General features: G+C 58.6%; 24 protein-coding genes. 8 read left to right on the plus strand and 16 right to left on the minus strand.

Features of this window, described 5'->3' with window-relative positions:
- Positions 1–31: 31 nt before the first annotated feature.
- From purM to rnd, 3 genes are all read left to right on the plus strand, one after another.
- The gene (gene purM / locus ACR0MI_RS02195) at positions 32–1,078 is read left to right on the plus strand and encodes a phosphoribosylformylglycinamidine cyclo-ligase (RefSeq protein WP_170614913.1); all 1,047 of its coding nucleotides are present in this window, start codon (positions 32–34) and stop codon (positions 1,076–1,078) included.
- The gene (purN, locus tag ACR0MI_RS02200) at positions 1,075–1,671 is read left to right on the plus strand and encodes a phosphoribosylglycinamide formyltransferase (RefSeq protein WP_170614914.1); all 597 of its coding nucleotides are present in this window, start codon (positions 1,075–1,077) and stop codon (positions 1,669–1,671) included. Before purM ends, purN begins: the two co-directional genes overlap by 4 nt.
- Positions 1,672–1,784: 113 nt before the next feature.
- Entirely contained in the window at positions 1,785–2,942 is a 1,158-nt protein-coding gene (rnd, locus tag ACR0MI_RS02205) for a ribonuclease D (protein WP_170677296.1), read from the plus strand.
- A 6-nt stretch (positions 2,943–2,948) separates the two neighbouring features.
- On the opposite strand, the gene ACR0MI_RS02210 is transcribed toward rnd, so the two are convergent.
- Positions 2,949–3,473, minus strand: coding sequence for a hypothetical protein (locus ACR0MI_RS02210; RefSeq protein WP_170614916.1), 525 nt, complete (start codon positions 3,471–3,473; stop codon positions 2,949–2,951).
- Positions 3,474–3,611: 138 nt separating this feature from the next.
- Between ACR0MI_RS02210 and ACR0MI_RS02215 the strand changes: the two genes are divergently transcribed.
- Positions 3,612–4,022, plus strand: coding sequence for a SufE family protein (locus tag ACR0MI_RS02215; RefSeq protein WP_170614917.1), 411 nt, complete (start codon positions 3,612–3,614; stop codon positions 4,020–4,022).
- Between the two features lie 40 nt (positions 4,023–4,062).
- Here ACR0MI_RS02215 and ACR0MI_RS02220 read toward each other — a convergent pair whose 3' ends face one another.
- Together ACR0MI_RS02220 and ACR0MI_RS02225 are read right to left on the minus strand one after the other, a co-directional pair.
- Positions 4,063–4,731 carry a DUF1638 domain-containing protein gene (locus ACR0MI_RS02220; protein WP_170614918.1) on the minus strand — a complete coding sequence of 223 codons (669 nt, stop codon included), beginning with the start codon at positions 4,729–4,731 and terminating at the stop codon, positions 4,063–4,065.
- Between the two features lie 161 nt (positions 4,732–4,892).
- Complete coding sequence (locus tag ACR0MI_RS02225) at positions 4,893–5,591, minus strand: corrinoid protein (protein WP_170614919.1); 699 nt, start codon at positions 5,589–5,591, stop codon at positions 4,893–4,895.
- Between the two features lie 317 nt (positions 5,592–5,908).
- Between ACR0MI_RS02225 and ACR0MI_RS02230 the strand changes: the two genes are divergently transcribed.
- Positions 5,909–6,973, plus strand: coding sequence for a PA0069 family radical SAM protein (locus ACR0MI_RS02230; RefSeq protein ID WP_170614920.1), 1,065 nt, complete (start codon positions 5,909–5,911; stop codon positions 6,971–6,973).
- A 51-nt stretch (positions 6,974–7,024) separates the two neighbouring features.
- On the opposite strand, the gene gltA is transcribed toward ACR0MI_RS02230, so the two are convergent.
- On the minus strand, positions 7,025–8,320 hold the full coding sequence (gene gltA / locus ACR0MI_RS02235; RefSeq protein ID WP_170614921.1) for a citrate synthase: 1,296 nt from the start codon (positions 8,318–8,320) through the stop codon (positions 7,025–7,027).
- A gap of 121 nt (positions 8,321–8,441) precedes the next feature.
- Positions 8,442–9,842 (minus strand): glutamate--tRNA ligase, encoded by a 1,401-nt coding sequence (gltX, locus tag ACR0MI_RS02240; RefSeq protein WP_170614922.1) that lies wholly within the window; start codon positions 9,840–9,842, stop codon positions 8,442–8,444.
- A 78-nt stretch (positions 9,843–9,920) separates the two neighbouring features.
- Here gltX and ACR0MI_RS02245 point away from each other — a divergent pair, with 78 nt between their 5' ends.
- Positions 9,921–11,954 carry a ComEC/Rec2 family competence protein gene (locus ACR0MI_RS02245; protein ID WP_170816558.1) on the plus strand — a complete coding sequence of 678 codons (2,034 nt, stop codon included), beginning with the start codon at positions 9,921–9,923 and terminating at the stop codon, positions 11,952–11,954.
- A 4-nt stretch (positions 11,955–11,958) separates the two neighbouring features.
- Here ACR0MI_RS02245 and lexA read toward each other — a convergent pair whose 3' ends face one another.
- From lexA to ACR0MI_RS02275, 6 genes are all read right to left on the minus strand, one after another.
- Positions 11,959–12,657, minus strand: coding sequence for a transcriptional repressor LexA (gene lexA / locus ACR0MI_RS02250; protein ID WP_170614924.1), 699 nt, complete (start codon positions 12,655–12,657; stop codon positions 11,959–11,961).
- Positions 12,658–12,734: 77 nt separating this feature from the next.
- Positions 12,735–13,907: a molybdopterin molybdotransferase MoeA gene (locus ACR0MI_RS02255; RefSeq protein WP_170614925.1), complete on the minus strand. Its 1,173-nt coding sequence runs from the start codon at positions 13,905–13,907 to the stop codon at positions 12,735–12,737.
- Positions 13,904–14,377 carry a cyclic pyranopterin monophosphate synthase MoaC gene (gene moaC / locus ACR0MI_RS02260; RefSeq protein ID WP_170816557.1) on the minus strand — a complete coding sequence of 158 codons (474 nt, stop codon included), beginning with the start codon at positions 14,375–14,377 and terminating at the stop codon, positions 13,904–13,906. Before moaC ends, ACR0MI_RS02255 begins: the two co-directional genes overlap by 4 nt.
- Positions 14,377–15,189, minus strand: a complete 813-nt coding sequence (gene trpC, locus ACR0MI_RS02265) for an indole-3-glycerol phosphate synthase TrpC (RefSeq protein ID WP_170816556.1) — start codon at positions 15,187–15,189, stop codon at positions 14,377–14,379. Before trpC ends, moaC begins: the two co-directional genes overlap by 1 nt.
- The gene (gene trpD / locus ACR0MI_RS02270) at positions 15,186–16,205 is read right to left on the minus strand and encodes an anthranilate phosphoribosyltransferase (protein WP_480853522.1); all 1,020 of its coding nucleotides are present in this window, start codon (positions 16,203–16,205) and stop codon (positions 15,186–15,188) included. Before trpD ends, trpC begins: the two co-directional genes overlap by 4 nt.
- Positions 16,202–16,783, minus strand: a complete 582-nt coding sequence (locus tag ACR0MI_RS02275; protein ID WP_170805641.1) for an aminodeoxychorismate/anthranilate synthase component II — start codon at positions 16,781–16,783, stop codon at positions 16,202–16,204. Before ACR0MI_RS02275 ends, trpD begins: the two co-directional genes overlap by 4 nt.
- A 195-nt stretch (positions 16,784–16,978) precedes the next feature.
- Between ACR0MI_RS02275 and ACR0MI_RS02280 the strand changes: the two genes are divergently transcribed.
- Entirely contained in the window at positions 16,979–18,391 is a 1,413-nt protein-coding gene (locus ACR0MI_RS02280; RefSeq protein ID WP_170816555.1) for a polysaccharide deacteylase family 2 protein, read from the plus strand.
- Between the two features lie 55 nt (positions 18,392–18,446).
- Here ACR0MI_RS02280 and trpE read toward each other — a convergent pair whose 3' ends face one another.
- The 5 genes from trpE to fabI form a co-directional block, all read right to left on the minus strand.
- A complete protein-coding gene (trpE, locus tag ACR0MI_RS02285) occupies positions 18,447–19,958 on the minus strand; it encodes an anthranilate synthase component I (RefSeq protein ID WP_170614931.1) in 1,512 nt (503 codons plus the stop codon).
- 12 nt (positions 19,959–19,970) lie between these two features.
- Positions 19,971–21,812: a SurA N-terminal domain-containing protein gene (locus ACR0MI_RS02290; RefSeq protein ID WP_480853525.1), complete on the minus strand. Its 1,842-nt coding sequence runs from the start codon at positions 21,810–21,812 to the stop codon at positions 19,971–19,973.
- 86 nt (positions 21,813–21,898) lie between these two features.
- The gene (locus ACR0MI_RS02295; RefSeq protein WP_170618968.1) at positions 21,899–23,074 is read right to left on the minus strand and encodes an aminotransferase; all 1,176 of its coding nucleotides are present in this window, start codon (positions 23,072–23,074) and stop codon (positions 21,899–21,901) included.
- Between the two features lie 66 nt (positions 23,075–23,140).
- Positions 23,141–23,650 (minus strand): xanthine phosphoribosyltransferase, encoded by a 510-nt coding sequence (gene gpt / locus ACR0MI_RS02300; RefSeq protein ID WP_170614934.1) that lies wholly within the window; start codon positions 23,648–23,650, stop codon positions 23,141–23,143.
- A gap of 4 nt (positions 23,651–23,654) precedes the next feature.
- The gene (fabI, locus tag ACR0MI_RS02305; RefSeq protein ID WP_170614935.1) at positions 23,655–24,461 is read right to left on the minus strand and encodes an enoyl-ACP reductase FabI; all 807 of its coding nucleotides are present in this window, start codon (positions 24,459–24,461) and stop codon (positions 23,655–23,657) included.
- Positions 24,462–24,595: 134 nt separating this feature from the next.
- Between fabI and pdxH the strand changes: the two genes are divergently transcribed.
- Positions 24,596–25,201: a pyridoxamine 5'-phosphate oxidase gene (pdxH, locus tag ACR0MI_RS02310; protein WP_170618969.1), complete on the plus strand. Its 606-nt coding sequence runs from the start codon at positions 24,596–24,598 to the stop codon at positions 25,199–25,201.
- Positions 25,202–25,265 lie beyond the last annotated feature (64 nt).

Below are 25,265 nucleotides of genomic sequence, written 5' to 3' on the forward strand. Positions count from 1 at the left end.
CCGCGCGAATAGCATTCAGGAAGGGTTGGCCATGACAGCGGGCAAGAACGGAATCACCTATGCTGACGCAGGTGTCGATATTGATGCGGGAAACGCATTGGTGGACCGCATTAAACCTGCGGCCAAGCGGACCAACCGTTCCGGAGTGATGAGCGGCCTGGGCGGGTTTGGCGCCTTGTTTGATCTGAAAGACGCGGGATACACCGATCCGATCCTGGTCGGTGCGACGGACGGAGTTGGAACGAAACTGCGGATTGCCATTGATACTGGCGTTGTCGACGGCGTGGGCATCGATCTTGTCGCCATGTGCGTCAACGACCTGATCTGTCAGGGGGCCGAGCCGCTGTTTTTCCTGGACTACTTTGCGACCGGCAAGCTGGATACCGATACAGCCGCCCGGATCATCGAAGGTATTGCTGAAGGTTGCGTTCAGTCTGGCTGTGCCCTGATCGGTGGAGAGACGGCGGAAATGCCGGGCATGTACCCGGAAGGAGATTTCGATCTGGCCGGCTTCTCGGTCGGTGCCATGGAACGCGGTGCGCATCTGCCGGCAGGTGTGCAGCAAGGCGATGTTCTGCTGGGACTGGCGTCCAATGGGGTGCATTCCAACGGGTATTCGCTGGTGCGCAAACTGGTCGAGATGTCGGGCCTGGGCTGGGATGCAGATTCTCCGTTTGGTGACGGGTCGTTGGGCGAGGCATTGCTGACCCCGACACGGCTTTATGTGAAACAAGCACTGCAGGCGATCCGGGCCGGGGGCGTACATGCGCTGGCCCATATTACCGGCGGCGGTCTGACCGAAAACCTGCCTCGGGTTCTGCCCGACGATCTGGGTGCCGAAATTGACTTGAGTTCGTGGACACTGCCCCCGGTCTTTGGCTGGATGGCTCAGGTCGGCGGCATTGCCGAGGCCGAGATGCTGAAGACTTTCAACTGCGGCATCGGCATGATCATTGTCTGCGCCGCTGACCGTGCTGATGAATTGGCAAACCTGTTGACTGAAGCCGGAGAAAGCGTTTCCCGCATTGGCACCGTTACCGATCAGCCCGGTGTATCCTATTCCGGTAAATTGCTGTGAGCCATAAGCGCGTCGCCATCCTGATTTCCGGTGGCGGATCGAACATGGTGTCGTTGGTTGACAGTATGACCGGCGAACATCCGGCGCGTCCCTGTCTGGTTCTGGCCAACAACGCGCAGGCCGGCGGTTTAAGAAAGGCCACGGATCGGGGCATTCCGACCGCTGTGGTGGATCACCGCCCGTTCAACGGTGATCGCGCCGCTTTCGAAGCCGAACTGTTGAAACCCTTGCAGGAAGCACAGCCGGATATTGTGTGCCTCGCCGGATTCATGCGGGTGCTGACCGGCGATTTCGTTTCCCAGTTTCAGGGCAGGATGCTGAATATCCACCCCTCTCTGCTGCCCAAGTACAAAGGTCTGGATACGCATGCCCGGGCCATCGCGGCGGGCGACGCGGAGCATGGATGCTCGGTGCACGAAGTCACCGCCGCGCTGGATGACGGGCCGATCCTGGGACAGGCGCGAGTCAGGGTCGAAGCAGGCGATACGCCGGAATCTTTGGCGGAGCGCGTGCTGGCCTGGGAACACAAACTGTATCCTGCCGTGCTGAGAAGGTATGCAGAAGGCAACAGGTCGCCAGTTCTGCTGCCGTGATCCGCTGTGGGTGATTTACACGCGGCTGTTATTCTGCCTATGGTTTGCTCAAAGGCTCGGGACGAGGTCAAAAACGGGCAATTGAAAGAACAAGAGCAAGAACAGTACGGCGAATGAAAACCCTGACAACGACGCAAGAGCTGGCCGCATTCTGCAAGGCCGCGGCGGACTTCCCTTATGTCACCGTGGACACCGAGTTTCTGCGCGAGCGTACCTATTATTCGAAACTCTGCCTGGTTCAGCTTGCCGTCCCTTCCAACGACGAAGACAGCGCCGTTCTGGTGGACCCACTGGCGGATGGGCTGTCGCTTGAACCGCTTTTCGACCTGTTTCGGAATGAGGACATCGTCAAGGTGTTCCACGCTGCGCGTCAGGATCTGGAGATTTTCTGGGTCGAGGCGGGTGTCTTCCCAAAACCCCTGTTCGATACGCAGGTGGCCGCAATGGTCTGCGGATTTGGCGAACAGGTCGGCTATGAGACGCTTGTGCGCAAGATTTGCCGACAGGGCGTCGACAAGACTTCTCGCTTTACGGATTGGTCACGGCGCCCGCTGACCGATGCGCAAAAGACCTATGCGCTGGCGGACGTGACCCACCTGCGTCAGATTTACGAACATCTGGCGGCTGAGCTGGAAAAAACACGCCGCAGCCATTGGGTGGCCGAAGAACTGCGCACCCTGACCGAGGCTGGCACTTATGAAATGCGGCCTGAGGAAGCTTGGAAGCGTGTCAAAACGCGCACGAATTCGGCAAGATTTCTGGCTGTCGTGCGTGAGCTTGCCAAGTTTCGCGAGGCATACGCGCAGGAAAACAATGTGCCACGCAGCCGCGTGTTCAAGGATGACGCATTGATCGAGCTGGCATCGACCAAACCGAAAACGGCATCAGATCTGGGCGGTTCACGTTTGTTGCTGCGCGAGGCGCGCAAAGGCGCAATTGCCAACGGGATTCTGGCAGCGGTTGAAACAGGTGTGAATTGCCCTTCGTCGGATCTACCGCTGGTCGACAAGGCGCGCGACAACCTCAAGGTCAACCCGGCGCTATCTGACTTGCTGCGCGTTCTGCTAAAGTCAAAAACCGAAAGTTCGGGTGTGGCGGCCAAACTGATTGCAACCAGTTCCGAGCTGGATCAGATCGCAGCGGGCGAACGTGAACTGCCAGCCATGTCGGGTTGGCGGTTTGAGGTGTTCGGTGAAGACGCCCTGAAACTGTGTGAGGGCAAGATCGCCCTGGCCGCCAAAGGGCAGGTCGTGAAGGTCGTTTCCCTCTGACGCCGATCAGCGCCGCCGCGATTCCAACGTGTTCTGCTGGCCGACCACCCGCACCAGACGGATGGATTGCAGATCCTGCAGGCTGACATTGATCGCGTCCGAAACCATCCGGGACCTCTCGGAACCTTGGCGGGTCTGAGCCTTGGGGTAATTTACCCGAAAGCCGAATTCCAGAACGCCGTTTTTCGAGTTCTCTTCACTGACAACAGGAACCAGACGCGCATTGAAGGCGCCCTGGCGTATTGCCGTGCCGGATGCATAGACAATCGCGCCCGAGGGTGTTGGATCGATCCTCAGTTCATCGATCCTTGCAAGCAGGACGCTCGTATCCGCTTCTTCGGGGCGGGAAAACAGGCCGGTTCCGGTGCGTTGCTTCGGGATAAGCGCATTGGCTTCGTCGACCGGAACCTCCTCCGGTGGGGGCGTGCCCGGGCCAAACCAGTTCGAAGGGTTCGCCCGAGAATCGCGCCAGCTATTGCAGGCAGACAGGGTCAGCGATGCGACCATTAGAAAGGTGAGTGTTTTTTTCATGGTCTCAAAGCCCTGAGCAGTAGTTCCGACAATGGGTTAGCGCAATTTCCATGCTTTGAAAAGCCGGACTGGGACTGGACAGACGCGCATGCTCGGCATAGGTCAAAAAAGTGAAGGTAACAAAAGGACAGCGGCAACATGGCAACGCCTGCCTTTGAAGAGATCGTCGAGGATTTCGAGTTCCTTGAGGACTGGGAAGACCGGTATCGTCATGTCATCGATCAGGGCAAGGCGATGGAACCTCTGGACGAGGCGCTGAAGGTTCCGGCCACAAAGGTTCATGGATGCGCCAGCCAGGTCTGGCTGCATCCGATGATTGACAACGGTGTTTTTCGTTTTGATGGCGACAGCGATGCACTGATCGTGCGCGGCCTGATTGCGGTGTTGCGGTCGTTGTACAATGGGTTGCCAGTGCGTGACGTGCCGATGGTGGACGCCGGCGGGGAACTGGCGAGATTGGGTCTGAATGATCATTTGTCAGCGCAACGGTCCAACGGCCTGCGTTCGATGATCGAACGGATTCGCGACGTAGCGCGGGAAAACGCCTGATCGGGACGGGCGAGGGACCAGCCCGGGCGCCAAGGTGTTGTCAAACAGAAGAAGACCGGGCTGCCCAGTCTGCCAGCGTGGTTTCGAGATCTCCGTACCCGGTAAACCGCCGCTCGAATTCCAGGCCCATGCGGTCGGCGCAGTCGCGCGCGCGAGCGGTCAGGTCGGGGTCGTCGGTTTGTGCCTGGTACACCAGCTTGGTGTAGTTGCCGAAATACATGTCGCGCAGTTCAGGGTGCCGATCGAGGCCCAAAGGTTTCCAAATGAACGCATCAAACTGGCGGGCCAGAAAGTCGGTCAGATAGAAAGCCGTGGTTTCATCCTCGCCGCGCGCCTCGAACCGGGTGTTACCTTCGAAGAAGGAATAGCAATGCGGTCCCTGAACCATTTCGACACCCAGTTCGGCGCACGCCTTTTGCAGCAGCCCTCCGGTTCCGCAATCGGCGTAGACAACAAAGATCTGGTCATAATTGTCGCGGTGTTTGGCGACGGCATCCTCAACGGCCTGAGTGATGCGATCGGGGTGGATATGCAGGATGGCAGGCAGGCAGGTCAGCGCCATGTGATCCCAGCCGTTACGCTTTTTCAGATCCAGAATTTCACGTGCTAGCGCGCCGCAAGCCAGCAAAAGAATGCGTCCCTGTTTTTCATCGCTGGAATAGCCTTCGGTTGTAAGGCTGACATCGTCAGGTATGCGGTCCTGTTGCATTGCATTGCCTCCCGGGCAGTCCTTTGATCAGAAAAGGCGCGATCCATCCATGTGGCAAGCCCTGTCGCGAAATCGATCGGCAACACGGCGAGAATTGCGATCGGGCGAACAAAAAAAGCCGCCCGGTGGCGGGCGGCTTAATGAACTCAGTCCTGAGCTTGTCAGCCCGCCATTTGATTGTGCTTGCGCGACACAAAGTCCTTGGCGGTTTCCACAGCCACGGCCGCATCGCGGCAATAGGCGTCTGCGCCAATCGCTTTGCCGAACTCTTCGTTCAGGGGGGCGCCGCCTACCAGAACAATATAGTCATCGCGAACGCCCTGTTCGACCAGGGTGTCGATCACCACCTTCATGTAGGGCATTGTGGTGGTCAGCAGGGCCGACATGCCCAGAATGTCCGGCTCTTCCGATTCCAGCGCTTCCAAATAGTTTTCGACCGGGTTGTTGATGCCGATGTCGACCACGTCAAAACCAGCACCTTCCATCATCATCGACACGAGGTTTTTACCGATGTCGTGGATGTCGCCCTTGACGGTTCCGATCACCATCTTGCCCACGCGTGGGGCACCGGTTTCGGCCAGCAGCGGCTTGAGGATCGCCATGCCACCCTTCATCGCGTTTGCAGCCAGCAGTACTTCGGGAACGAACAGGATGCCGTCACGGAAGTCATGGCCAACGATGGTCATGCCGCCGACCAGCGCTTTGGTCAGAATGTCGTAAGGGGTCCATCCGCGTTCCAGCAGGATGTTCACACCTTCTTCGATTTCTTCTTTCAGGCCGTCATAAAGATCGTCGAACATCTGTTCGACAAGTTCGTCGTCATTCAGTTCGGACAGGACGATGTCTTCCTCATCGGACATGGGGCATTTCCCTGAGCTGTGCGGACCCTTGGCCCGTGGTGGCGTTTTTCCCGTTTTGACCATTTTGCCGCAGTTCGACTGTGACGATTGCGACGTCGGCCGATCCGGGACCGACTTATAGGTCAAATTATTGACCCGCCCGAATGAATAATTTGCAGAATGATCCTGCAACTCATTCAGATTATGACAAAGCCACGGACCAATGGAATGACTCTGGATTCCATCGCTGTGGCGCGGCGATAATCAGGCGGAAATCGATGCTTGTGTCCGGGAAAAGCTGCATCTACATTGCAGTAGAACAAAAAGAGAACAGCGGGATGCAGCAACCTAACATTCGTGGCAGAGGTGTCGCGACAAACGCAACGGGGCGGTTTGAGCGTTTGCAGACCGTTGCCTGCGATGACGGTTGGGACATTGAAGAGGATCTTCCGCCCTTACGGACGGAATTGCGAGATGAATCCGCCCGTAGCCTGATCACCTATAACCGGTCGCCGGATCTTTCGTTCGACAGATCGATTAACCCTTATCGCGGGTGCGAACATGGGTGCGTGTATTGTTTTGCTCGCCCGACTCATGCCTATCTGGGATTGTCGCCGGGATTGGATTTTGAAACCCGTCTGATTGCGCGCCCCAACGCCGCCGAAATCCTGCGGCGCGAGATGTCATCCAAAAGCTACCGGGTTGCGCCAATAGCAATCGGTACGAATACCGATCCCTATCAGCCGGTCGAGAAAACCCGTTTTATTACAAGGTCGTGCCTGTCCGTTCTCAAGGACTTCCAGCATCCGGTCGCGGTTGTCACCAAGGGTGCGCTGATCGAACGAGATCTGGATATTCTGGCGCCCATGGCTGAACGCGGGTTGGCGTGCGTCGGGGTCTCTTTGACGACACTGGATGCGCAACTGTCCCGCAGGCTTGAACCTCGTGCACCATCGCCGCAGCGCCGATTGCAGATGATCCGGCAGTTGACTGGGGCAGGGGTCCCGGTTCGTGTCATGACCTCACCGGTCGTGCCCGGGCTGACGGGCCACGAGCTCGAAAACCTGCTTGAGGCCGGGAAGGAGGCCGGGGCCGAGTCCGCCAGCTGGATCATGCTGCGCCTGCCACGGGAAGTCTCGGAGCTTTGGCGCGAATGGCTGTTGGAGCATGAGCCGGCACGGGCGAACAAGATCATGTCATTGTTGCGGGACATGCATGGCGGACGTGAATACGACCCGCGTTGGGGTCACAGAATGCGCGGCGAAGGTGAATATGCGCAGATCATCGCCAAACGCTTCAGGCTGGCGACCAAACGATTGCAACTGAGTACCCGGACAACGCCTTTGCGGTGTGACCTGTTTGAACGGCCGCCTCAAGCTGGGGACCAACTTAGCCTGTTCTAACGAAAAACGCCCCGGGCAGGCCGGGGCGTTCTGTATAATAATCAGCTGCGATCAGCGGTTTTCGATATCCACATAGTCGCGCATTGTTTCGCCCAGATACAGCTGGCGCGGACGCCCGATCTTGTTCTGAGGATCGGCGATCATCTCTTTCCACTGGCTGACCCAGCCAACGGTGCGGGACAGCGCAAAGATCGGGGTGAACATCGAAGTCGGGAAACCCATCGCCTCAAGAATGATGCCCGAGTAAAAGTCGACATTCGGGAACAGCTTCTTCTCGGCGAAATACGGGTCATCCAGCGCCTGCTTTTCCAACGCCTTTGCAACCTGCAGTTTTGGGTTGTCTTCGATACCCAGCAGGTCCAGAACCTCGTCCGCCGATTGCTTCATCACCTTGGCGCGGGGGTCAAAGTTCTTGTAGACGCGGTGGCCAAAGCCCATCAGGCGGAACGGGTCGTTCTTGTCCTTGGCGCGGGCGATGTACTCCGGAATACGATCCACGCTGCCGATCTCTTCCAGCATCTCAAGGCAGGCCTGGTTGGCGCCGCCATGTGCGGGACCCCAAAGGCATGCAACACCCGCTGCGATACAGGCAAACGGGTTCGCGCCCGAGGACGAAGCCAGGCGCACGGTCGAGGTCGAGGCGTTCTGCTCGTGATCTGCGTGCAGCGTCAAAATCCGGTCCATTGCTCGGCTCAGGATCGGGTTTACTTCATATTCCTCTGCCGGCACTGCAAAGCACATGCTCAGGAAGTTGGACGCATAATCAAGATCATTGCGCGGGTAAACGAAGGGTTGGCCTATGTGGTACTTGAACGCCCAGGCGGCAATTGTCGGCATCTTGGCAATCAGACGGTGCGACGCGACTTCACGCTGGTGTGGGTCCGAAATGTCGGTGGAATCGTGGTAAAACGCCGACATTGCACCAACAACGCCCACCATGATCGCCATTGGATGTGCGTCCCGGCGGAAGCCACGGTAGAAATACTGCATCTGCTCATGCAGCATTGTGTGCCGCGTGATCGTGGTTTCGAACTTTTCTAGATCCTTTGCGACCGGCAGTTCCCCGTAGAGCAGCAGATAGCAGACTTCGAGGAAATGCGATTTCTCTGCCAGTTGGTCGATTGGATAGCCCCGATGCAGCAACTCACCCTTTTCGCCGTCGATGTAAGTGATCGTGCTGTCGCAGCTTGCTGTCGACGTGAAACCGGGATCATAAGTAAAGACACCCGCCTCGCTGTACAGTTTGCGGATATCGATGACGTCGGGCCCGGCGGTCGGCGAATGAACCGGCAACTCATAATCCTTGCCATGGACATTCAGAGTGGCTGTTTTTTTGCTGTCGGTCATCTTTATCCCTTCCTCAATCATGCGCTGGCCGGATCACAGTCCGACCTTGCGGCGACGGCTGTACGCAGGCGTACAGACCGGGTGTTAGCCGAGCAGCGTTACCCGAATATGAAGATTGGGTTTATTTCGCTGCATCAGAAAGCCGTGCCAGGGTCTCATCCCGTCCCAGCACAAGCATCATGTCAAAAACCGAAGGCGTTACAGCCCGACCCGCCAGAACTGCCCGCAAGGGACCAGCCAGCTTGCCGAACTTGAGCCCCTGAGATTCAGCAAACGAATTCAGGGCGTCCTCCAGCTCGCTTCGCGTCCAGCTAACATTTTGCACGTGCGGCGTCAATTCTCTCAGTATACCATCGGATACAGATGAAAGAGCTTTTGCCGCTTTCTCATCGAGCTCGATGGGGCGCGACGTCAGAACAAAATGAGCTTTTTCAAGCAGTTCGGGGAAAGTCCGTGCACGATCCTTGAGGCAATACATCGCACGCTCGAGATCACCACTTTGTGTCGCGCTGAGAGCAGGTTCGCCGGCGGCGGCCAGGTAGGCTTCGATTTCTTGCCGCAGCGCAGCATCGTCCGAAATCGCGACGTGCTGGCCGCACAGGTTTTCCAGCTTTTTCAGATCGAAACGGGCCGGGCTTTTGCCGATACCGTCCAGGTCGAACCATTCTTTGGCCTGTGCATCGGTGAAGAACTCATCATCTCCGTGGCTCCAGCCCAGGCGCGCCAGATAATTGCGCATTCCAGCAGCAGGATAACCCAATGCCTGGTATTCCTGTGCCCCCAATGCGCCATGGCGTTTGCTGAGTTTCTTGCCGTCAGGCCCGTGAATCAGCGGGATGTGGGCCCAGACCGGGACATCCCAGCCCATCGCCTGATAGATCATCATCTGGCGGGCAGCGTTATTAAGATGGTCGTCGCCACGAATGACGTGGGTCACGCCCATATCGTGATCATCGACCACGACGGCCAACATATAGACGGGGGTGCCGTCCGACCGCAGCAGAACCATGTCGTCCAACTGGTCGTTGCGTATGGTTACGTCGCCCTGAACCTGATCGTGGATAACGGTGCTGCCTTCCTTCGGGGCCTTGATGCGGATCACATACTGAGCGTCGGGGTGCGAGGCCGGGTCGGCGTCGCGCCAGGGGCTGCGGAACAGGGTCGATTTTCCCTCGGCCCGGGCCTGTTCGCGGAAGGCGGCGATCTCGTCCTGTGTCGAGAAACACTTGTAAGCCTTTCCTTCGGCCAGCAATTGCAGCGCAACTTCGGCGTGGCGGTCCGCGCCCTCGAACTGGCTGATCACATCCCCGTCATGATCCAGACCCAGCCAGGCCATGCCCTGCAGGATGGCTTCTGTTGCTTCCGGGGTCGAACGTTCACGGTCGGTATCCTCGATCCGCAGCAGGAACTTACCGTCACGTCCCCGCGCATACAGCCAGTTGAACAGCGCGGTCCGCGCGCCACCGATATGCAAAAAACCGGTGGGGGAAGGGGCAAAACGGGTGACGACCTGATCGGACATTGTGTTGATTAACCTTTTGGTAACCGTGTCGGGTTTAGTTTGGCGCCTGTCTAACGAGCCCGAAGGACGGGGGCAACCATGCGCGTTCTTGCACGGATTGAGGTCGCGCTGCGGAACCAGAGTGGGTCTTTGTTCCACTGGTCTCCGGTTTGTCTGGCCGCAGGCATTGGCCTGTACTTCAGTTTGCGGTTCGAGCCGGACCGGGAGCTGTATGTTTGGGTGGCTGGAATTGGCTTGGCAATCGGGATCCTCGGGGTTCGGTTGCGGTCCGGCTGGGCGGCGTTGGCATTGGGGGGTACGCTGATCGCTGGCGGGTTCATTCTTGCTGGCGCGCGTTCCCACATGGTGGCAGAGCCGGTCCTGTCGTGGCGTTACTACGGCCCGGTCGAGGGGCGGGTCGTGGCCCTGGATCGCTCTGCGTCGGATGCGCTGCGGGTCACGCTGGACCGGGTACGACTAGGGGATCTACCCGTGAACAGCAGGCCCCGGCGCATCCGGCTTTCTTTGCACGGTAGTGTGGGGCCTCTGGTTCCGGGGCAACGGATTATGACGACGGCTCATCTTTCGCCACCCCAGGGTCCGGTGGAACCTGGCGGGTTCGATTTCCGCCGACATGCATGGTTCCAGCGCCTGGGGGCCGTTGGATACACGCGCGTTCCATTACTTACCACCGAAGCGGCGACAGTAGGTGACAGCCAAATTTGGATCGCGTCCTGGCGGGCCACGATTTCGAGCAAGGTTCGTTCAGTCCTGCCCGGTGAGGTCGGAGGATTTGCCGCTGCCGTTACAACAGGGGACCGCAGCGGCATGGGGCAATCCACGCTTGAAAGCCTGCGGGCCTCGAATCTGGCACATCTACTTGCGATATCCGGCCTGCATATGGGGCTGCTGACCGGGTTCGTTTATGTGATTTGCCGTATCGGGCTTTCTTCGGTTCCTCCATTGGCATTGCGCGCACCAGTTCGAAAGCTGGCAGCGCTTTGCGCTCTGTTCGCCGCCGTGATCTATCTGCTGCTTTCCGGTGGAAATGTCGCAACGGAAAGAGCCTTTATCATGGTTAGTGTCATGTTTGGGGCCGTGCTGATCGACCGGCGAGCGATCTCTCTGCGCACAGTAGCGGTAGCCGCATTAGCAGTATTGGTTCTGCGCCCGGAATCTTTGCTGAGCCCGGGCTTTCAGATGTCATTTGCTGCCACTACAGCCCTGGTTGTTGTGTTTGGTGCATTGCGAGATTTTGGCCCGCTCCCCGGTCCCAAATGGCTTAGATCGGTTGCAGGAGTCCTCTTGTCATCTGCAATTGCAGGCCTGGCAACTGCCCCGATCGGCGCGGCGCATTTCAACACGATGTCGCACTACGGGTTGCTGGCGAACGTTTTGTCGGTACCTGTGATGGGAACAATCGTGGTCCCATCGGCCGTGGTTGCGGCCTTGCTGTCACCCTTTGGGCTGGAAGCACTAGCGTTAAGCGTCATGGGAATCGGCCTGCGCTGGATTTTGGGCGTTTCCGAATGGGTGTCAGGGCTGGAAGGCGCGCAGGGCTTTGTCGCCAGCCCACCAGACTTTGTGCTGCCGGTGTTTGCGCTGGGTGCTTTGTGGTTATCTCTGTGGCATGGCAAGGCGAGATGGGCCGGTGTGGTGCCCGTTGCCACGGCTTTTCTGTTGTGGGGGCAGGGGCATCGCCCCGAGGTTCTTATCGCCGATTCCGGCGCGTTGGTTGGTGTGATGACCGAGAACGGTCGGGCGCTGAGCAAGGCGAAAGGAAGCGGCTTTGTCGCGTCGGTCTGGCTTGAGAATGACGGTGACGGTGTTGATCAGGTGCTTGCAGCCGGAAGGTGGCCGCAGACGGATAAAAAAATCGCCCGATATGACCTGAAAGGCACTGAACTGGTACATCTGTCCGGCAAAAAGGCGGTTCAACTGTTTGATGAATGCAAATCCAACCAGATCATCGTGTCTGCTTTTGAACTGTCGTTGAGCGGGGGATGCCAAATCATCGATGCTGGGATTCTGCGACAGACCGGCAGCCTTTCCATCTCGGGTCAGACTGTGCGAACAAGCTCGGAACTGTCGGGCCAAAGGCTATGGTCCCCGGGCAGGCCCGGGAACTCCTGAGCGGTCAGTAAGTTCGGATCAGGCCGACGAGTCGCCCCTGAACCCTGACTTTGTCCTCGGGCAGAACACGGGTTTCATAGGCCGGGTTTGCGGCTTCCAGCGCAATGGCTTGGCCACGGCGGAAGAACCGTTTCAATGTTGCTTCCTGCTCTTCAACCAGGGCCACTACGATATCGCCGTTGTCTGCGGTCGATGTTTCCCGGATTACAACCACGTCACCGTCGTTGATCCCGGCATCGATCATCGAGTCACCGCGAACCTCAAGCGCATAGTGTTCGCCCTTGCCGGACACCATCGTGCCGGGAACCGCCACGCGATGCGATACATGGCTGATCGCTTCGATCGGGACACCAGCAGCGATCCGCCCCATTACCGGCAATTCCAGTGCGTCGACTGAAACAGGTTCGAAATTCGCAGGGCGTGGGCCCGCTGGTTTGTCACCTTCAATCACGCGGGGCGAGAATGCGGCCGTGGGTTCGCCACCGAGGCTTTCAGGCAGCTTCACGATCTCGATCGCGCGCGCCCGGTGGGCGAGGCGTCGGATAAACCCGCGTTCTTCCAATGCAGTGATCAGGCGATGAATGCCGGATTTCGATCTGAGGTCCAGCGCCGCCTTCATTTCATCGAAACTTGGCGGAACACCGTCCGACTGCACGCGTTTGTGGATGAATTCCAGCAAATCCAATTGCTTCTTGGTCAGCATTGCTCACACCTCGATGGTCATGCGTTTTCTTTTGTTCTACGCATGTTCACGTTTTGTGTCAACGGATTTGCCGGTTTTCAGATCGGCAGGTACTGAACCTCGTCACCTGTATCGCGTGCGGGATCGTGCGGAGGGCGAACGATCAGCGCATTCGCCTGTGCCAGAACACTAAGCAGGGAACTGTCCTGATCCGCACAGGCCCGGATACCGTTTTCGTCCCGAACGGCGCGCATATAGTGTTCGCGCGGGCCGTTGTCCCCTACTGGTTCAGTCAGTTTAGCGGATCTGAGCGGTTGCAGCGTCTGCTCCAACCCCAGCATGCGTCGAACCATGGGAGCGAGGAACAGGTAGCCACATACCATGGCACTGACCGGGTTGCCCGGCAGACCCACCATAGCTGCATCCCCTAAACGTCCTGCCATCAACGGTTTCCCCGGGCGCATACGGATTTTGTAGAAGGCGCGCTGCATCCCAAGACCTTGCGAAACGTCAGACACCAGATCGTAGTCGCCAACTGACGCGCCACCAATCGTAACCACCAGATCCGCCCCTTGCGCCAGAGCGAATGCGGTTTCAAGTGATGAGACCGTGTCCTGTGCGATCGGCAGCATTCGCACCTCGGCGCCCAACCCCTGCAGCAATGCATGCAAGCCAAAGGTGTTGGAGGCGATGATCTGATCCGGGCCGGGTATTTCGCCGGGCATCACGAGTTCATCGCCCGTCGAGATCAACGCAACCACCGGTTTGCGTGTCACCGGAACGACCGGGATGTTCATGGCAGCCATCAGCGCCATGTCTTCGGCACGAATCTGGCGCGGCGCGGTGATTTTGGCACCGGCTCTGAAATCCACTCCGGCAGGACGTATGTTCGTTTTCTGACCAGGTGTATCCGTTATGGTGATCAGATCCCCCCGGCGCTCGACATCTTCTTGAATGACCACGAAATCGGCACCATCCGGTACCGGGGCGCCGGTGAAAATCCGAACGGCCTGTCCCGGGCCGACAGTTCCTTCGAAACGTTGGCCTGCTGCCGATTCACCCACCAGTTTGAACATCGCATGAAGTTCAACTTCGGTCGATTTGACGGCGTACCCGTCCATTGATGATGCCGCGAATGGAGGCTGATCACGCGTGGCTGCTACCTCTTGATTCAGAACGCGGCCTGCGGATTGGGCAAGCGGGACATGTTCGACTGGCAATGGTTCAACCAGGTCAAACAGCAGTTCCCGGGCTTCATCAACGGTGATCATTCCGCCTCATAACGCCCTGATTTTCCTCCGTCTTTCAGAAGAACGTGGATGCCTCCGATCTCCATCGCCTTGTCCACGGCCTTGGCCATGTCATACACCGTCAATGCAGCGGTAGACACGGCGGTCAGCGCCTCCATCTCGACGCCGGTCTGGCCGGACGTCTTAACCGTCGCCTCAATCCGAACACCCGGCAGATCGGGATCAAGCATCAGTTCCACCGATACTTTCGTCACAGGCAGGGGGTGGCACAGAGGGATCAGGTCTGGCGTCTTTTTTGCACCCATGATGCCCGCAAGGCGCGCAATACCCAGTACATCACCCTTTTTGGCCCGACCTTCGGAAATAATTTCAAAGGTTTCCTGTGCCATCCTGATGTGGCCGGTTGCAACGGCGATACGGTCCGTCACGGCCTTGTCCGACACATCCACCATATGCGCCTGACCCTGAGCGTCAAAATGGGTCAATGGCATCACATCACCCCGGGAACCAGAGGACGCGCCAACAGGGCGCGGGTCGCTGCCTCGACATCATCCTGACGCATCAGGCTTTCGCCGATCAGGAAGCAGCGCGCGCCGTATCGGGCAATATCAGCCAGATCTTCTGGCGATCCCAGACCGCTTTCACAGACGATGGTTCGATCGGCCGGAACCAGCTTCGATAGTCGCCGCGTTGTGTCAAGAGTGGTCTCGAACGTCTTGAGATTACGGTTGTTTATTCCGATCAACGGGCTTTTCAAAGCTGCCGCGCGTTCAAGTTCTGCCTCGTCATGTACTTCGATCAGGACGTCCATGCCCCAATCGAATGCGGTCTGTTCTAATTCGGCGGCCTGAGAGTCCTCGACGGACGCCATGATGATCAGAATGCAATCGGCACCAAGCGCACGGGCCTCAATCACCTGATAGGGGTCGTACGTGAAATCCTTGCGCAGAACCGGCAGGGAAACGGCCTCGCGCGCCTGAACAAGATATTCCTTCGCGCCTTGGAAACTGGGGGTATCGGTCAGAACAGAAAGACAGGCGGCACCACCATCCTCGTACGCTTTGGCCAGTGCGGGCGGATCAAAATCCGGGCGGATCAACCCTTTCGACGGGCTGGCTTTCTTGATCTCTGCGATCAGCCCATACCCAGAACGCGCGGCGGTGTGCAATGCTTCGGCGAACGCACGAACTTCGGGTGCTTCGCGTGCCTCACTTTCCAGCGTTTCCAGGGACTTATTCGCCTTGTCTGCCGCAACCTCTTCCAGTTTGTAGGCTTTGATTTTGTCCAGAACGGTCTCGGTCATGCGGCTTCCTGTGTAATTCGGGCAAGAGTTGTGATTTTTTCCCGGGCTTTGCCGCTGTCGATACTCTCAACGGCCATTTCTACGCCGTCGCGCAAGTCACTTACAGCATCCGCAACGACAAGCGCTGCAGCAGAATTCAGCAGAACGGCATCACGATAGGCCGATGGTGCGCCATCCAGTAGTGCCCGGAACGCAACTGCGTTTTCTTCCGGTGTGCCGCCAAGGATATCTTTGAACGGATGCACGGGCAGTCCGGCATCTTCGGGGTGCAGTTCGACCTCCTTAACGGTCCCGTCTTCCAAAGAGGCAACCCAACTGACGCCGGTGATTGTCAGTTCATCGGTTCCGTCCGAACCGTGAACCAGCCAGGCGTGCTCCGCCCCCAACAAGCCCAGGGTTTCGGCCATGGGCCGGATCAGATCGCGGCTGAACGCGCCGGTCAGTTGCCGTTTTACTCCGGCGGGGTTCGTAAGCGGGCCGAGGATATTGAAGATCGTTCGTGTGCCAAGTTCCTGTCGGCTTGGCATCACATGGGCAATTGCCGGATGATGCATGGGCGCCATCATGAAGCCAATGCCAGATTCTTTCAAAGCTTTTTCAACTGTTTGCGGACCGACCATCACGTTGATGCCCAGTTGCCCCAGCGCATCTGCCGCACCGGATTTAGAGCTGAGATTGCGATTGCCGTGTTTTGCCACAGTTACACCTGCGCCCGCCACAACAAAGGCGGTTGCGGTTGAGATGTTCAGCGTACCCTTGCCATCGCCACCGGTGCCAACGATGTCAATTGCCCCGGGTGGTGCTTTGACGGCATTGCATTTTGCGCGCATGACGGCGGCGGCCGCGGCGTATTCATCCACGGTTTCACCGCGTGTGCGCATGGCCATCAGCAACCCGCCAATCTGACTGGGCGTGGCTTCGCCATCAAAAAGAATGCCAAAGGCCTGCTCGGCCTCGGCACGGGTCAGTGGGCGGTCGGCCGCGGCCCCGATCAGCGGTTTCAGTGCGTCGCTCATGCGGGGACTTTCAGTTCTTGCAGGAAGTTTTTCAACAGTGCGTGCCCATGCTCCGATGCGATGGATTCGGGGTGGAATTGGACGCCATGGATCGGCAAATCCCGATGCTGCAGACCCATGATGGTGCCGTCCTCCAGTTCGGCCGTGATCTCAAGGCAATCAGGAAGGCTTTCGCGCTCCACGATCAGTGAATGGTACCGGGTTGCTTCGAACGGGGAAGGCAGGCCCGAGAAGACCCCTTTGCCTGTGTGGTGCATGATGCCCATCTTACCATGTACGATCTCGTGGCACCGCACGACTTTCCCGCCAAAGACCTGTCCGATGGTTTGATGTCCAAGACAAACACCCATCAACGGAGTCCGTGTCTCGGCGGCCGCCTGCGTCAGGGCCAGGCAAATCCCGGCCTGATCCGGGTCGCAGGGACCGGGGCTGAGCAGAATGCCGGCCGGGTTCATGGCCATTGCCTCCTGCACGTCCAGCGCATCATTGCGGCGAATGACCATTTCGGCACCGAGTTCGCCCAAATAATGTACCAGGTTGTAAGTAAACGAGTCGTAGTTGTCGATCAGCAGCAGCATTTGGGCACTTGTCTCAGCTTGGGCATTTCGGGCTGGCGATGCAACCACGGGCCACGGTATAATGTCGGGACATACATGCTCAGGCTTGTGGGGCAGCGTCAAGGGGACATCCCGCAAAGGACAGACCTGACAGGGAATTGCCGCAGCAGACGGCGCAGAAGCGATCGACGCAGAGAAAGACGAGAGGCAAAAGAAATGGGCGGATTTGTCGGAGGAATAATCGCCGGTGCGGTTGTCGTGCTGGCTTTGGGCGCGGTTCTGTCGTTGAACACGCCTTTGTCGTCAAAACCGGCCGTCTCAACGCACGCACCCGAACCTGCGCCGCTCGAGGATCCGGTGTCGACGGCCGATGCACCGGATGCCGGAACCGACGCCGATCTGGTCGAACTTCCGCCTGAAGCACCGGAACCCGTCGATGAACAATCAGATTCCCTTGCAGGGGTGACAAATGTCGACCCCACGCCGGATACGCAACCCGTCGTAGGAGAGAGTGAGCCCGCAATCGAAACGCCGGACGTAGCGCCCGAACCTGAAGTTGCGGTTGCCCCGGACGCACCGGTTGCACCACCCGCCCCTGCAATTCCCGCTGGCACGCCACAGGTCGAATCTTTGCCTGAGGTGGCCGATACCGCGCCGGAGCCTCCGGCACCACCAGCCGAAGAAGTCGCTGTTCTGGAACCGGAAGCAGAGCCTGCACCACTGCCGGGCACGCCGGAAGAACCGAAGGTTGAGAATCCGTTTGAAAACAGCCCCATTGCCGTGGAAGGGGATGAGGATACTCTTCCTCGCAATCTGCCCCGTATCGCGACCCTGCCGCAGATCGGGGGCGATCAGCCCGCAACGGCGGGCTCGACAATTGGCAGGCGTGTGGTTCCCTTGACTGAACGGGACGACCCTGTTGTGGAAGCCGAAGAGACCGAGCAGGTGCCGGTCGGAAAACCGATTGAGGCATACGCGGCAAGCTTCGAAAACCCCGAATCCAAGCCTTTGATGTCGATCATCCTCATAGACGACGAAGGTGCATTTGGGGCCGAAGCTTTACGTGATTTTCCCTATCCGCTGAGTTTTGCGATCAGCCCGTCGGATCCTGACGCCGCTGAAAAGATGGCGCGCCACCGCGAGGCCGGTTTTGAAGTAATGGCCATCGCGGACTTGCCGGAAGCCGCAAATGCACAGGACGCCGAGGTGTCTTTGGCGGTCTGGTTCGAGACGCTGCCGGAAACGGTGGGTATTCTGGAAGGTGTAAACACCGGCATTCAGGGTAATCGTCAGGTGGCGGATCAGGTGGCGGCGATTGCGGCCGGAACCGGGCGCGGTCTGATCACGCAGGACAACGGTTTGAACACGGTTCAGAAACTCGCTGCCCGCAACGGGACACCTTCAGGTGTCGTATTCCGCGACATTGACGGAGCAAGGCAGGACCCGAAGATCATGCGCCGCTTTCTGGATCAGGCTGCATTCCGGGCCGGGCAGCAGGGAACGGTTGTGATGCTGGGACGTTTGAGACCAGAAACGATTTCCGCACTGCTGCTGTGGGGGCTCGAGGATCGCGGCAACCGGGTTGCAATGGCACCGATCTCGGCCGTGATGTTGAAAGAAGTTCAGTAAACGTCAGGGAAAATTCAATAAAAGGCGGCTGGTCAGTGGATCGCCGCCTTTTTCTTTAGCTGTTTCCTGATCCCGTAAATCGGGCGGCGTCCGCCGCAGCGCGCCGGATCGCGTTCGATTTATGGACCGTTTCCATATATTCAGCCTCGGGGTCGCTGTCATAAACAACACCGCCGCCGGCCTGAATGTACAGTTTCTGGTCCTTCACAATTGCCGTCCGCAGGGCGATGCACATGTCCATGTCGCCACCGGCGCTGAAATACCCGACGCCGCCGCCGTATACACCGCGCTTTTCGGGTTCCAGTTCATCAATGATTTCCATCGCGCGCACCTTCGGGGCACCCGAGACCGTGCCCGCAGGCATCCCTGCAAAAAACGCGTCCAGCGCGTCTTTGTCCTCTGCCAGTTCGCCAACCACGTTCGAGACGATATGCATCACGTGGCTGTAGCGTTCGATGATGAACTCTTCCGTGGGGCGCACGGTGCCGATTTTGGAAACGCGCCCGGTGTCATTGCGGCCCAGATCCAGCAGCATCAGGTGCTCGGCCAGCTCTTTCTTGTCGGCAAGCAAATCGACTTCGTTCGCCTTGTCCTCTTCCGGCGTCGCTCCGCGCGGACGGGTGCCGGCGATGGGGCGGATCGTAACTTCATCCCCGAAGACACGTACCAGAATTTCCGGGCTTGCGCCGACAACCTGAAATCCGCCGAAATTGAAATAGAACATGAACGGCGAAGGGTTTGTGCGCCTCAGGGATCGATACAGCGCAAAAGGCGGCAGCGGGAATTCCTGTGTCCAACGCTGGGCCGGAACCACCTGAAAGATATCGCCTGCGCGGATATATCCCTTGGCCTTCTCCACCGCTTCCATATAGCCGGATTTGGTGAAGTTCGAAACGGGCGGGGCGATCTCATGCGCGTCGCCCAGATCCCTGGATTCGGTCGGCATCGCGCGTTCCAGATCGCGGACAGCATCCATGACGCGTTCGGCAGCCTGCGCATAGGCGGCCTTGGCGGATTGACCTTCGCTGACCCAGGCAGGGGACACGACCGTCACGTCGCCTTTGACCCCATCCAAAACCGCGATCACCGACGGGCGCAGCATCACCGCATCCGGCAGGCCCAACGGGTCGGGGTTCACATCCGGCAGGTATTCGACCAGCCGCACCATGTCATAGCCAAGATAGCCGAACAGGCCCGCCGCAGCCTGCGGCAGTTCTTCAGGCAGGTCGATGCGGGATTCGGCCAGGAGCGACCGCAGGTTGTCCATAGGATTGCCGTCCTGCGGCACGAAGGCGTCCGGATCGAACCGGGCAGAGCGGTTCAGCGAGGACGTCTTACCATGGCAATGCCAGATGAGGTCCGGCTTCATACCGATGATCGAGTAGCGCCCGCGGACTTCGCCCCCCGTGACCGATTCCAGAACAAAAGCGTCCTTCTGAGCCCCCGTCAGTTTCAACATCAGCGAGACGGGCGTGTCCAGGTCGGCGGCCAGGCGGGTATAGACGACCTGATTCTCGCCTGCCTCGTAGGCACGCGCGAATGCGTCAAATTCTGGGGTCAGGGCCATGTCCGCTCTCTTTTAGTAGCTCGCCTGCACGGCGTTCAGCGCACGCTGATCAATAACCGGGCGGGCACGAGTCTGGGCATCGCGCACATAGGCGTCAAAAATGTTCTGAGCCAGCGCCTGGTTCATCTGGACTTCCAGCGCGGCTTTCATCTGGCGCAGTTCGTCGGTCTCAGCCGGCGGCAGCAGTTTGTCCAGCCTGACGATCAGGGCGGCATCATTGCCGGGGACAACCCGCAACTCACCCGGCTCCATTTCAAAGACCTGGGTCATGAATCCGACCGGAGCGTCATCAAGGAAGGCGGTGCGGGTCAAAGCGTTCTCTACCCGGAACGGCAAACCTGTCGCGGCAAAGTCGCTGTCGGTCGCCAGTTGGGTCAAGACAGTGTTGGCCTGATCCTGCAGGGCCTTGCCTGTTTCAGCCTGAACCCATGCCTCGGCCACACGGTCACGGGCGGTCTCAAGCGGTTCAGGCCGCTGCGGCAGAACCTCATTCAGGCGCAACGCGAAAATCGAGCCGTCTTCGAGAAAGCCGATTTCGGGGAAGTCGCCTTCGCGGACGGCTTCGGCGGCGGCGCGAAAGCCCTCATACGCGGCGACACCTTCTTCGTTTTCACGGGTCCAGTCGATCTGGCCCAGTTCCATCTCGGTTTCGCCTGCCAGTTCTTCCAGGGTGGCCCCACCGGCAAGCATGTCGTTGATGTCCTCGGCCTGCGCCTCGATCAGACGCCGTGCACGCTCGGCTGCCAGTTCCTCGCGCAGGTCAGGGGCAGCGTCTTCAAACGGGATGTTGTTTGCTGCCAGTGATCCGTTGATCCGGAACAGCGCAGGGCCAAACACGGATGGCAGAGGTCCAACCACCACATCAAGATCTGCCCCAAAAACAGCATCGGCCGCTTCGCCGAGGTCCTCGCGGGTCACGTCGCCCAGATCAATATCGCTCAGTTCGAGCTCGCGATCACGCACGAGTTGTTCAAATGTCGTGCCGCCAACCTCGATCTGCGCCAGGGCATCCATAGCGGCCGCTTCGTCCGAAAAGGCCAGCCGTTCGACGAGGCGTCGTTCCGGTTGCTGGAATTCGGCGATGCGCTGATTGTAGAGGCTGCGCAAGGCGTCGTCCTGGACTTCAACGCTGTCGAGCAACATTTCGGGCGACAGGATCGCGTAGGTCAGGCGTTTGGTGCGGGGCAGGGTGAAACGATCCGTGTTTTTGTCGTAATACGTTTGCAACTGCTCGTCCGTGGGTTCAGCAATCGGTGCGGTCAGGGCATCGGCCCCAAGTGTCGCGACGGTAAAGCTGCGCCGTGCGCCGACATAGCCCGTCAATACGTCCGACAGCGTTGCGGGCATTACGACGCCGCCAACAACCGCCCCCTGGACAATGGTCCGCGCGGATTCCTTGCGAAGATCAGATTCGAACTCGGCATCGGTCATCCCCGCCTGTTCCAGTTGGAACTGGTAGGTTTCGCGGTCGAAATTTCCGTCCACGCCCTGAAATGCCGGGATCGCGACGATTTCCTTCTGCAGGTTTTCATCGCCAATCGAAACGCCCAGCTGAGCCACTTCGTTGTTCAACGCAGCCAGAGCCGTCAGACGGGACAACGCCAGTTGGCCCAGCCCCAACTCCTGTGCCTGCGACATTTGCAGGGCCTGACCTGTCTGGGCCTCGACTGCGCGGATTTCACGCTGCAGTTCGCGCACATATGCGTTGATAGGGACCACTTCGTCGCCGACCTGCGCCACCGTCCGCACCGTACCGCTGAGGTTTACGGCGCCGAACCCTGCAAGTCCAAGCATCAGCAAGCCCATGAGAATCCAGACGAAGGTCTTTGATAGGTTTTTCATGCCTGCGGCCATGGACGCCCTCTTTCATGCTTTTGTCGGCAGATGACTGCCCTGTTGGTTGCGGCCCTGAATACGACGCGGACCGCCGGGGGGCAAGATCAGATGGAAAGCGCCTGAAGACGGTCGAACAAACGTTCGATACCGACGCGGTCGATGTTGGCAAAAGCGATGCGAACCTGCCGTTGGCCCGCCGCATCCTCAGTGGGTGTGAACATGGTACCTGGCAACAGCAGAACACCAGCCTCGGCCACCAGCTTTTGGGCAAACTCATCTGACGGAATGTCGAATGGATGTTCAAGATATGCGAAATACGCCCCCAGACCAAGCAATCGCCAGCCCCTGGCCGTCAGTCTGGGCATCTCTTCCGCGATGGCTGCACGGCGATCCAGGATTTCATCACGTTCAGACGCAAGCCATTGTGACAGGTTCTGCATCCCCCACAGCGCGGCGAACTGGCCGATCTGACTCGGGCAAATAGCAACCGTGTCCAGAAACTTTTCGATCTCGGCCAAAAGTTGCGGACTTGCCGCGATGGCTCCGACCCGGTGGCCGGTCAGACGGAAGGCCTTGGAAAACGAGTAGAGATGAACAAATGTATCCTGCCAATCGGGCTGACGGAACAGTTCATGCGGAGCACCGGACCGGCTGTCGAAATCCCGATAGGTCTCGTCCACCAACAGTTTGATGCCGGCCTCACGCGCAAGATCATAGAACGCCCCAACCAGTTCCGAGGGGTATTCGACGCCGCCTGGATTGTTCGGAGTGACCAGCGCAATCGCGCGTGTCTTTTCGGTGATCAGGTCTCGGGCCCGGGCCACGTCCGGCAGCAGATCATCACCCGTGGGAAGATCAACAGCCCGCACACCAGCCATGTCGAGCCACATTTTATGATTGAAATACCAAGGGGTTGGCAGGATAACCTCGTCCCCCTGATCCGTGATCGCGGCGATCACAGCAGAAAATGCCTGATTGCATCCTGATGTGATTGCGACCTGTTCCGTGTCGACATGGGACTGATAATGTGCCCCGATCTGGCGGGCCAGCTCTGTGCGAAGGTCGGTATTGCCCAATACAGGCCCGTAAAGATGGGCGCTGTTTTCGGAAATCGCGAACTCTGCCATTGCCTTTCGCAGTTCGAGTGGCGGAGGGTCCACCGGCGCGGCCTGACTGACATTGATCAGAGGCCGGTCTTCGGGAAACTCGACGCCTTCCAGCCAGCGTCGCGCCTCCATCACCGGAGGGGCGAAAGTGGCGGTGGTGCGTGTATGTGTCATGCGGTTTTTGCGAGGCACTGCCCCGCGCTCCGAGGTATTTTGAACAGAAGAAACCGCGGCGTGGGATCAATCGGTGCCGCGATAAGGCTCGACATATTGCAGGGCCATGTCCCAGGGGAAGAAAATCCACGTGTCCTGGCTGACCTCGGTGATGAAGGTGTCCACCATCGGACGACCTTTGGGCTTGGCGTAGACTGTGGCGAAATGCGCGTTGGGATACATGTCGCGTACAAGTTCCAGCGTTTTGCCGCTGTCGACCAGATCGTCGATGATCAGCACACCAGTTCCGTCGCTCATCAGCTTGGCATCCGGTGCCTTGAGCACTTCGGCCTCGCCTTGTTCCTGATGATGGTACGAGCGGACGCTGATCGTATCGACCGTGCGAATATCCAGTTCCCGGCTGACGATCATCGCAGGAGCCATACCGCCCCGAGTGATGGCCACGACCGCACGCCAGGCGCCGTCGTCGGGCCCCTGGCCATCGAGACGCCACGCCAGGGCGCGGGAATCGCGGTGAATCTGGTCCCAGCTGATATGAAACCCTTTTTCGTGCGGCAAGCGGTCTTTGGCGCTCATCTGATCAACCCTTTTCAATATCCGGCGCATCGACGGCTTTCATGCCGACGATGTGATACCCCGAATCCACGTGCAGATTTTCACCGGTTACACCGCTGCTGAGGTCGGACAACAGGTATAGGGCGGATTTGCCGACATCGTCGATGGTCACGTTCCGGCGCAGGGGCGAATTATATTCGTTCCACTTCATAATATAGCGGAAATCGCCGATACCGCTGGCCGCCAGTGTTTTGATCGGACCCGCGGAAATAGCGTTTACGCGAATCCCGTCCTTACCCAGGTCTTCAGCCAGATATTTGACCGATGCCTCCAGCGCGGCCTTGGCGACGCCCATCACGTTGTAGTGCGGCATCACCTGCTCGGCCCCGTAATAGGTCAGCGTGATTGCGCTGCCGCCTTCGGACATCAGTTTTTCTGCGCGTTGCATCACTGCGGTGAAGGAATAGACCGACACGTCCATCGTCAGGTTGAAATTAGCCCGCGACGTATCGACATAGCGCCCGCGCAGTTCGTTCTTGTCCGAGAATCCGATGGCATGGACGATAAAGTCCAGCTTGCCCCATTTTTCAGAAAGCTGCGCGAACAACCCGTCAATGGATGCCTCATCACTGACGTCACAGGGCAACACGATATCGCTGCCCAACTGGGCCGCCAGTGGGTCAACCCGTTTTTTCAACGCATCGCCCTGATACGAGAACGCCAGCTCAGCGCCTGCTTCGGACAGGGCGCGGGCGATTCCCCATGCGATTGATTTGTCATTGGCCAGTCCCATGATGAGGCCGCGTTTTCCGGCCATCAACTGATTAGACATATTTGGATCTCCGCCTGTCCCGGTTTTATCAGAGTGGTTTAGGCCATTGGATGCGCTGCTTCAAGGCTGAGCGGGTCTTGCCCGCAGCGGGTTCTCGCCTTAGGGTCGTCAACATTACTTTCCAGGGGATGGAAATGAACGAGCGTAGCGGCATTTTTGCCGGAACTGATCCGTTTGAATTGGCGGAGCGGTGGCTGGGCGAGGCCAGAGAGTCTGAACCTAACGATCCGAATGCGATTGCTTTGGCGACCGTAGATTCGGACGGGATGCCCAATGTGCGCATGGTTCTGCTTAAGGAAATCGAGCCGGACGCCTTTGTATTCTACACGAACTATGAAAGCGCCAAGGCGGTCGAACTGGAAAGTGCCGGCAAAGCGGCTTTTGTCATGCACTGGAAATCCTTGCGGCGGCAGATCCGAGTTCGTGGTACAATATCGCGCGAGGATGGTCCGAAGGCGGATGAATACTATGCCTCGAGATCACTGAAAAGCCGTTTGGGGGCCTGGGCTTCCAAACAATCGCAGCCGCTGAGCAGCCGATCGGTTCTGATGGCGGAAGTGGCAAAAGTAACGGCGAAGCTTGGACCCAATCCGCCACGCCCGCCGTTCTGGGGCGGGTATCGGTTGGAGCCGACGGAAATCGAGTTTTGGGCCGATGGTGCATTTCGTTTGCATGATCGGTTCAGATGGCGGCGGGATCAATCGGGTTCCGCGTGGCAAGTGCAGAGGTTGAATCCATGACGTTCGCGTATCGTGAAATGCAACACGCAGAAAACAATGATTTTTTTCAGCTTGAATTTGCGCG

This window comes from Ruegeria sp. D4, assembly GCF_056534475.1.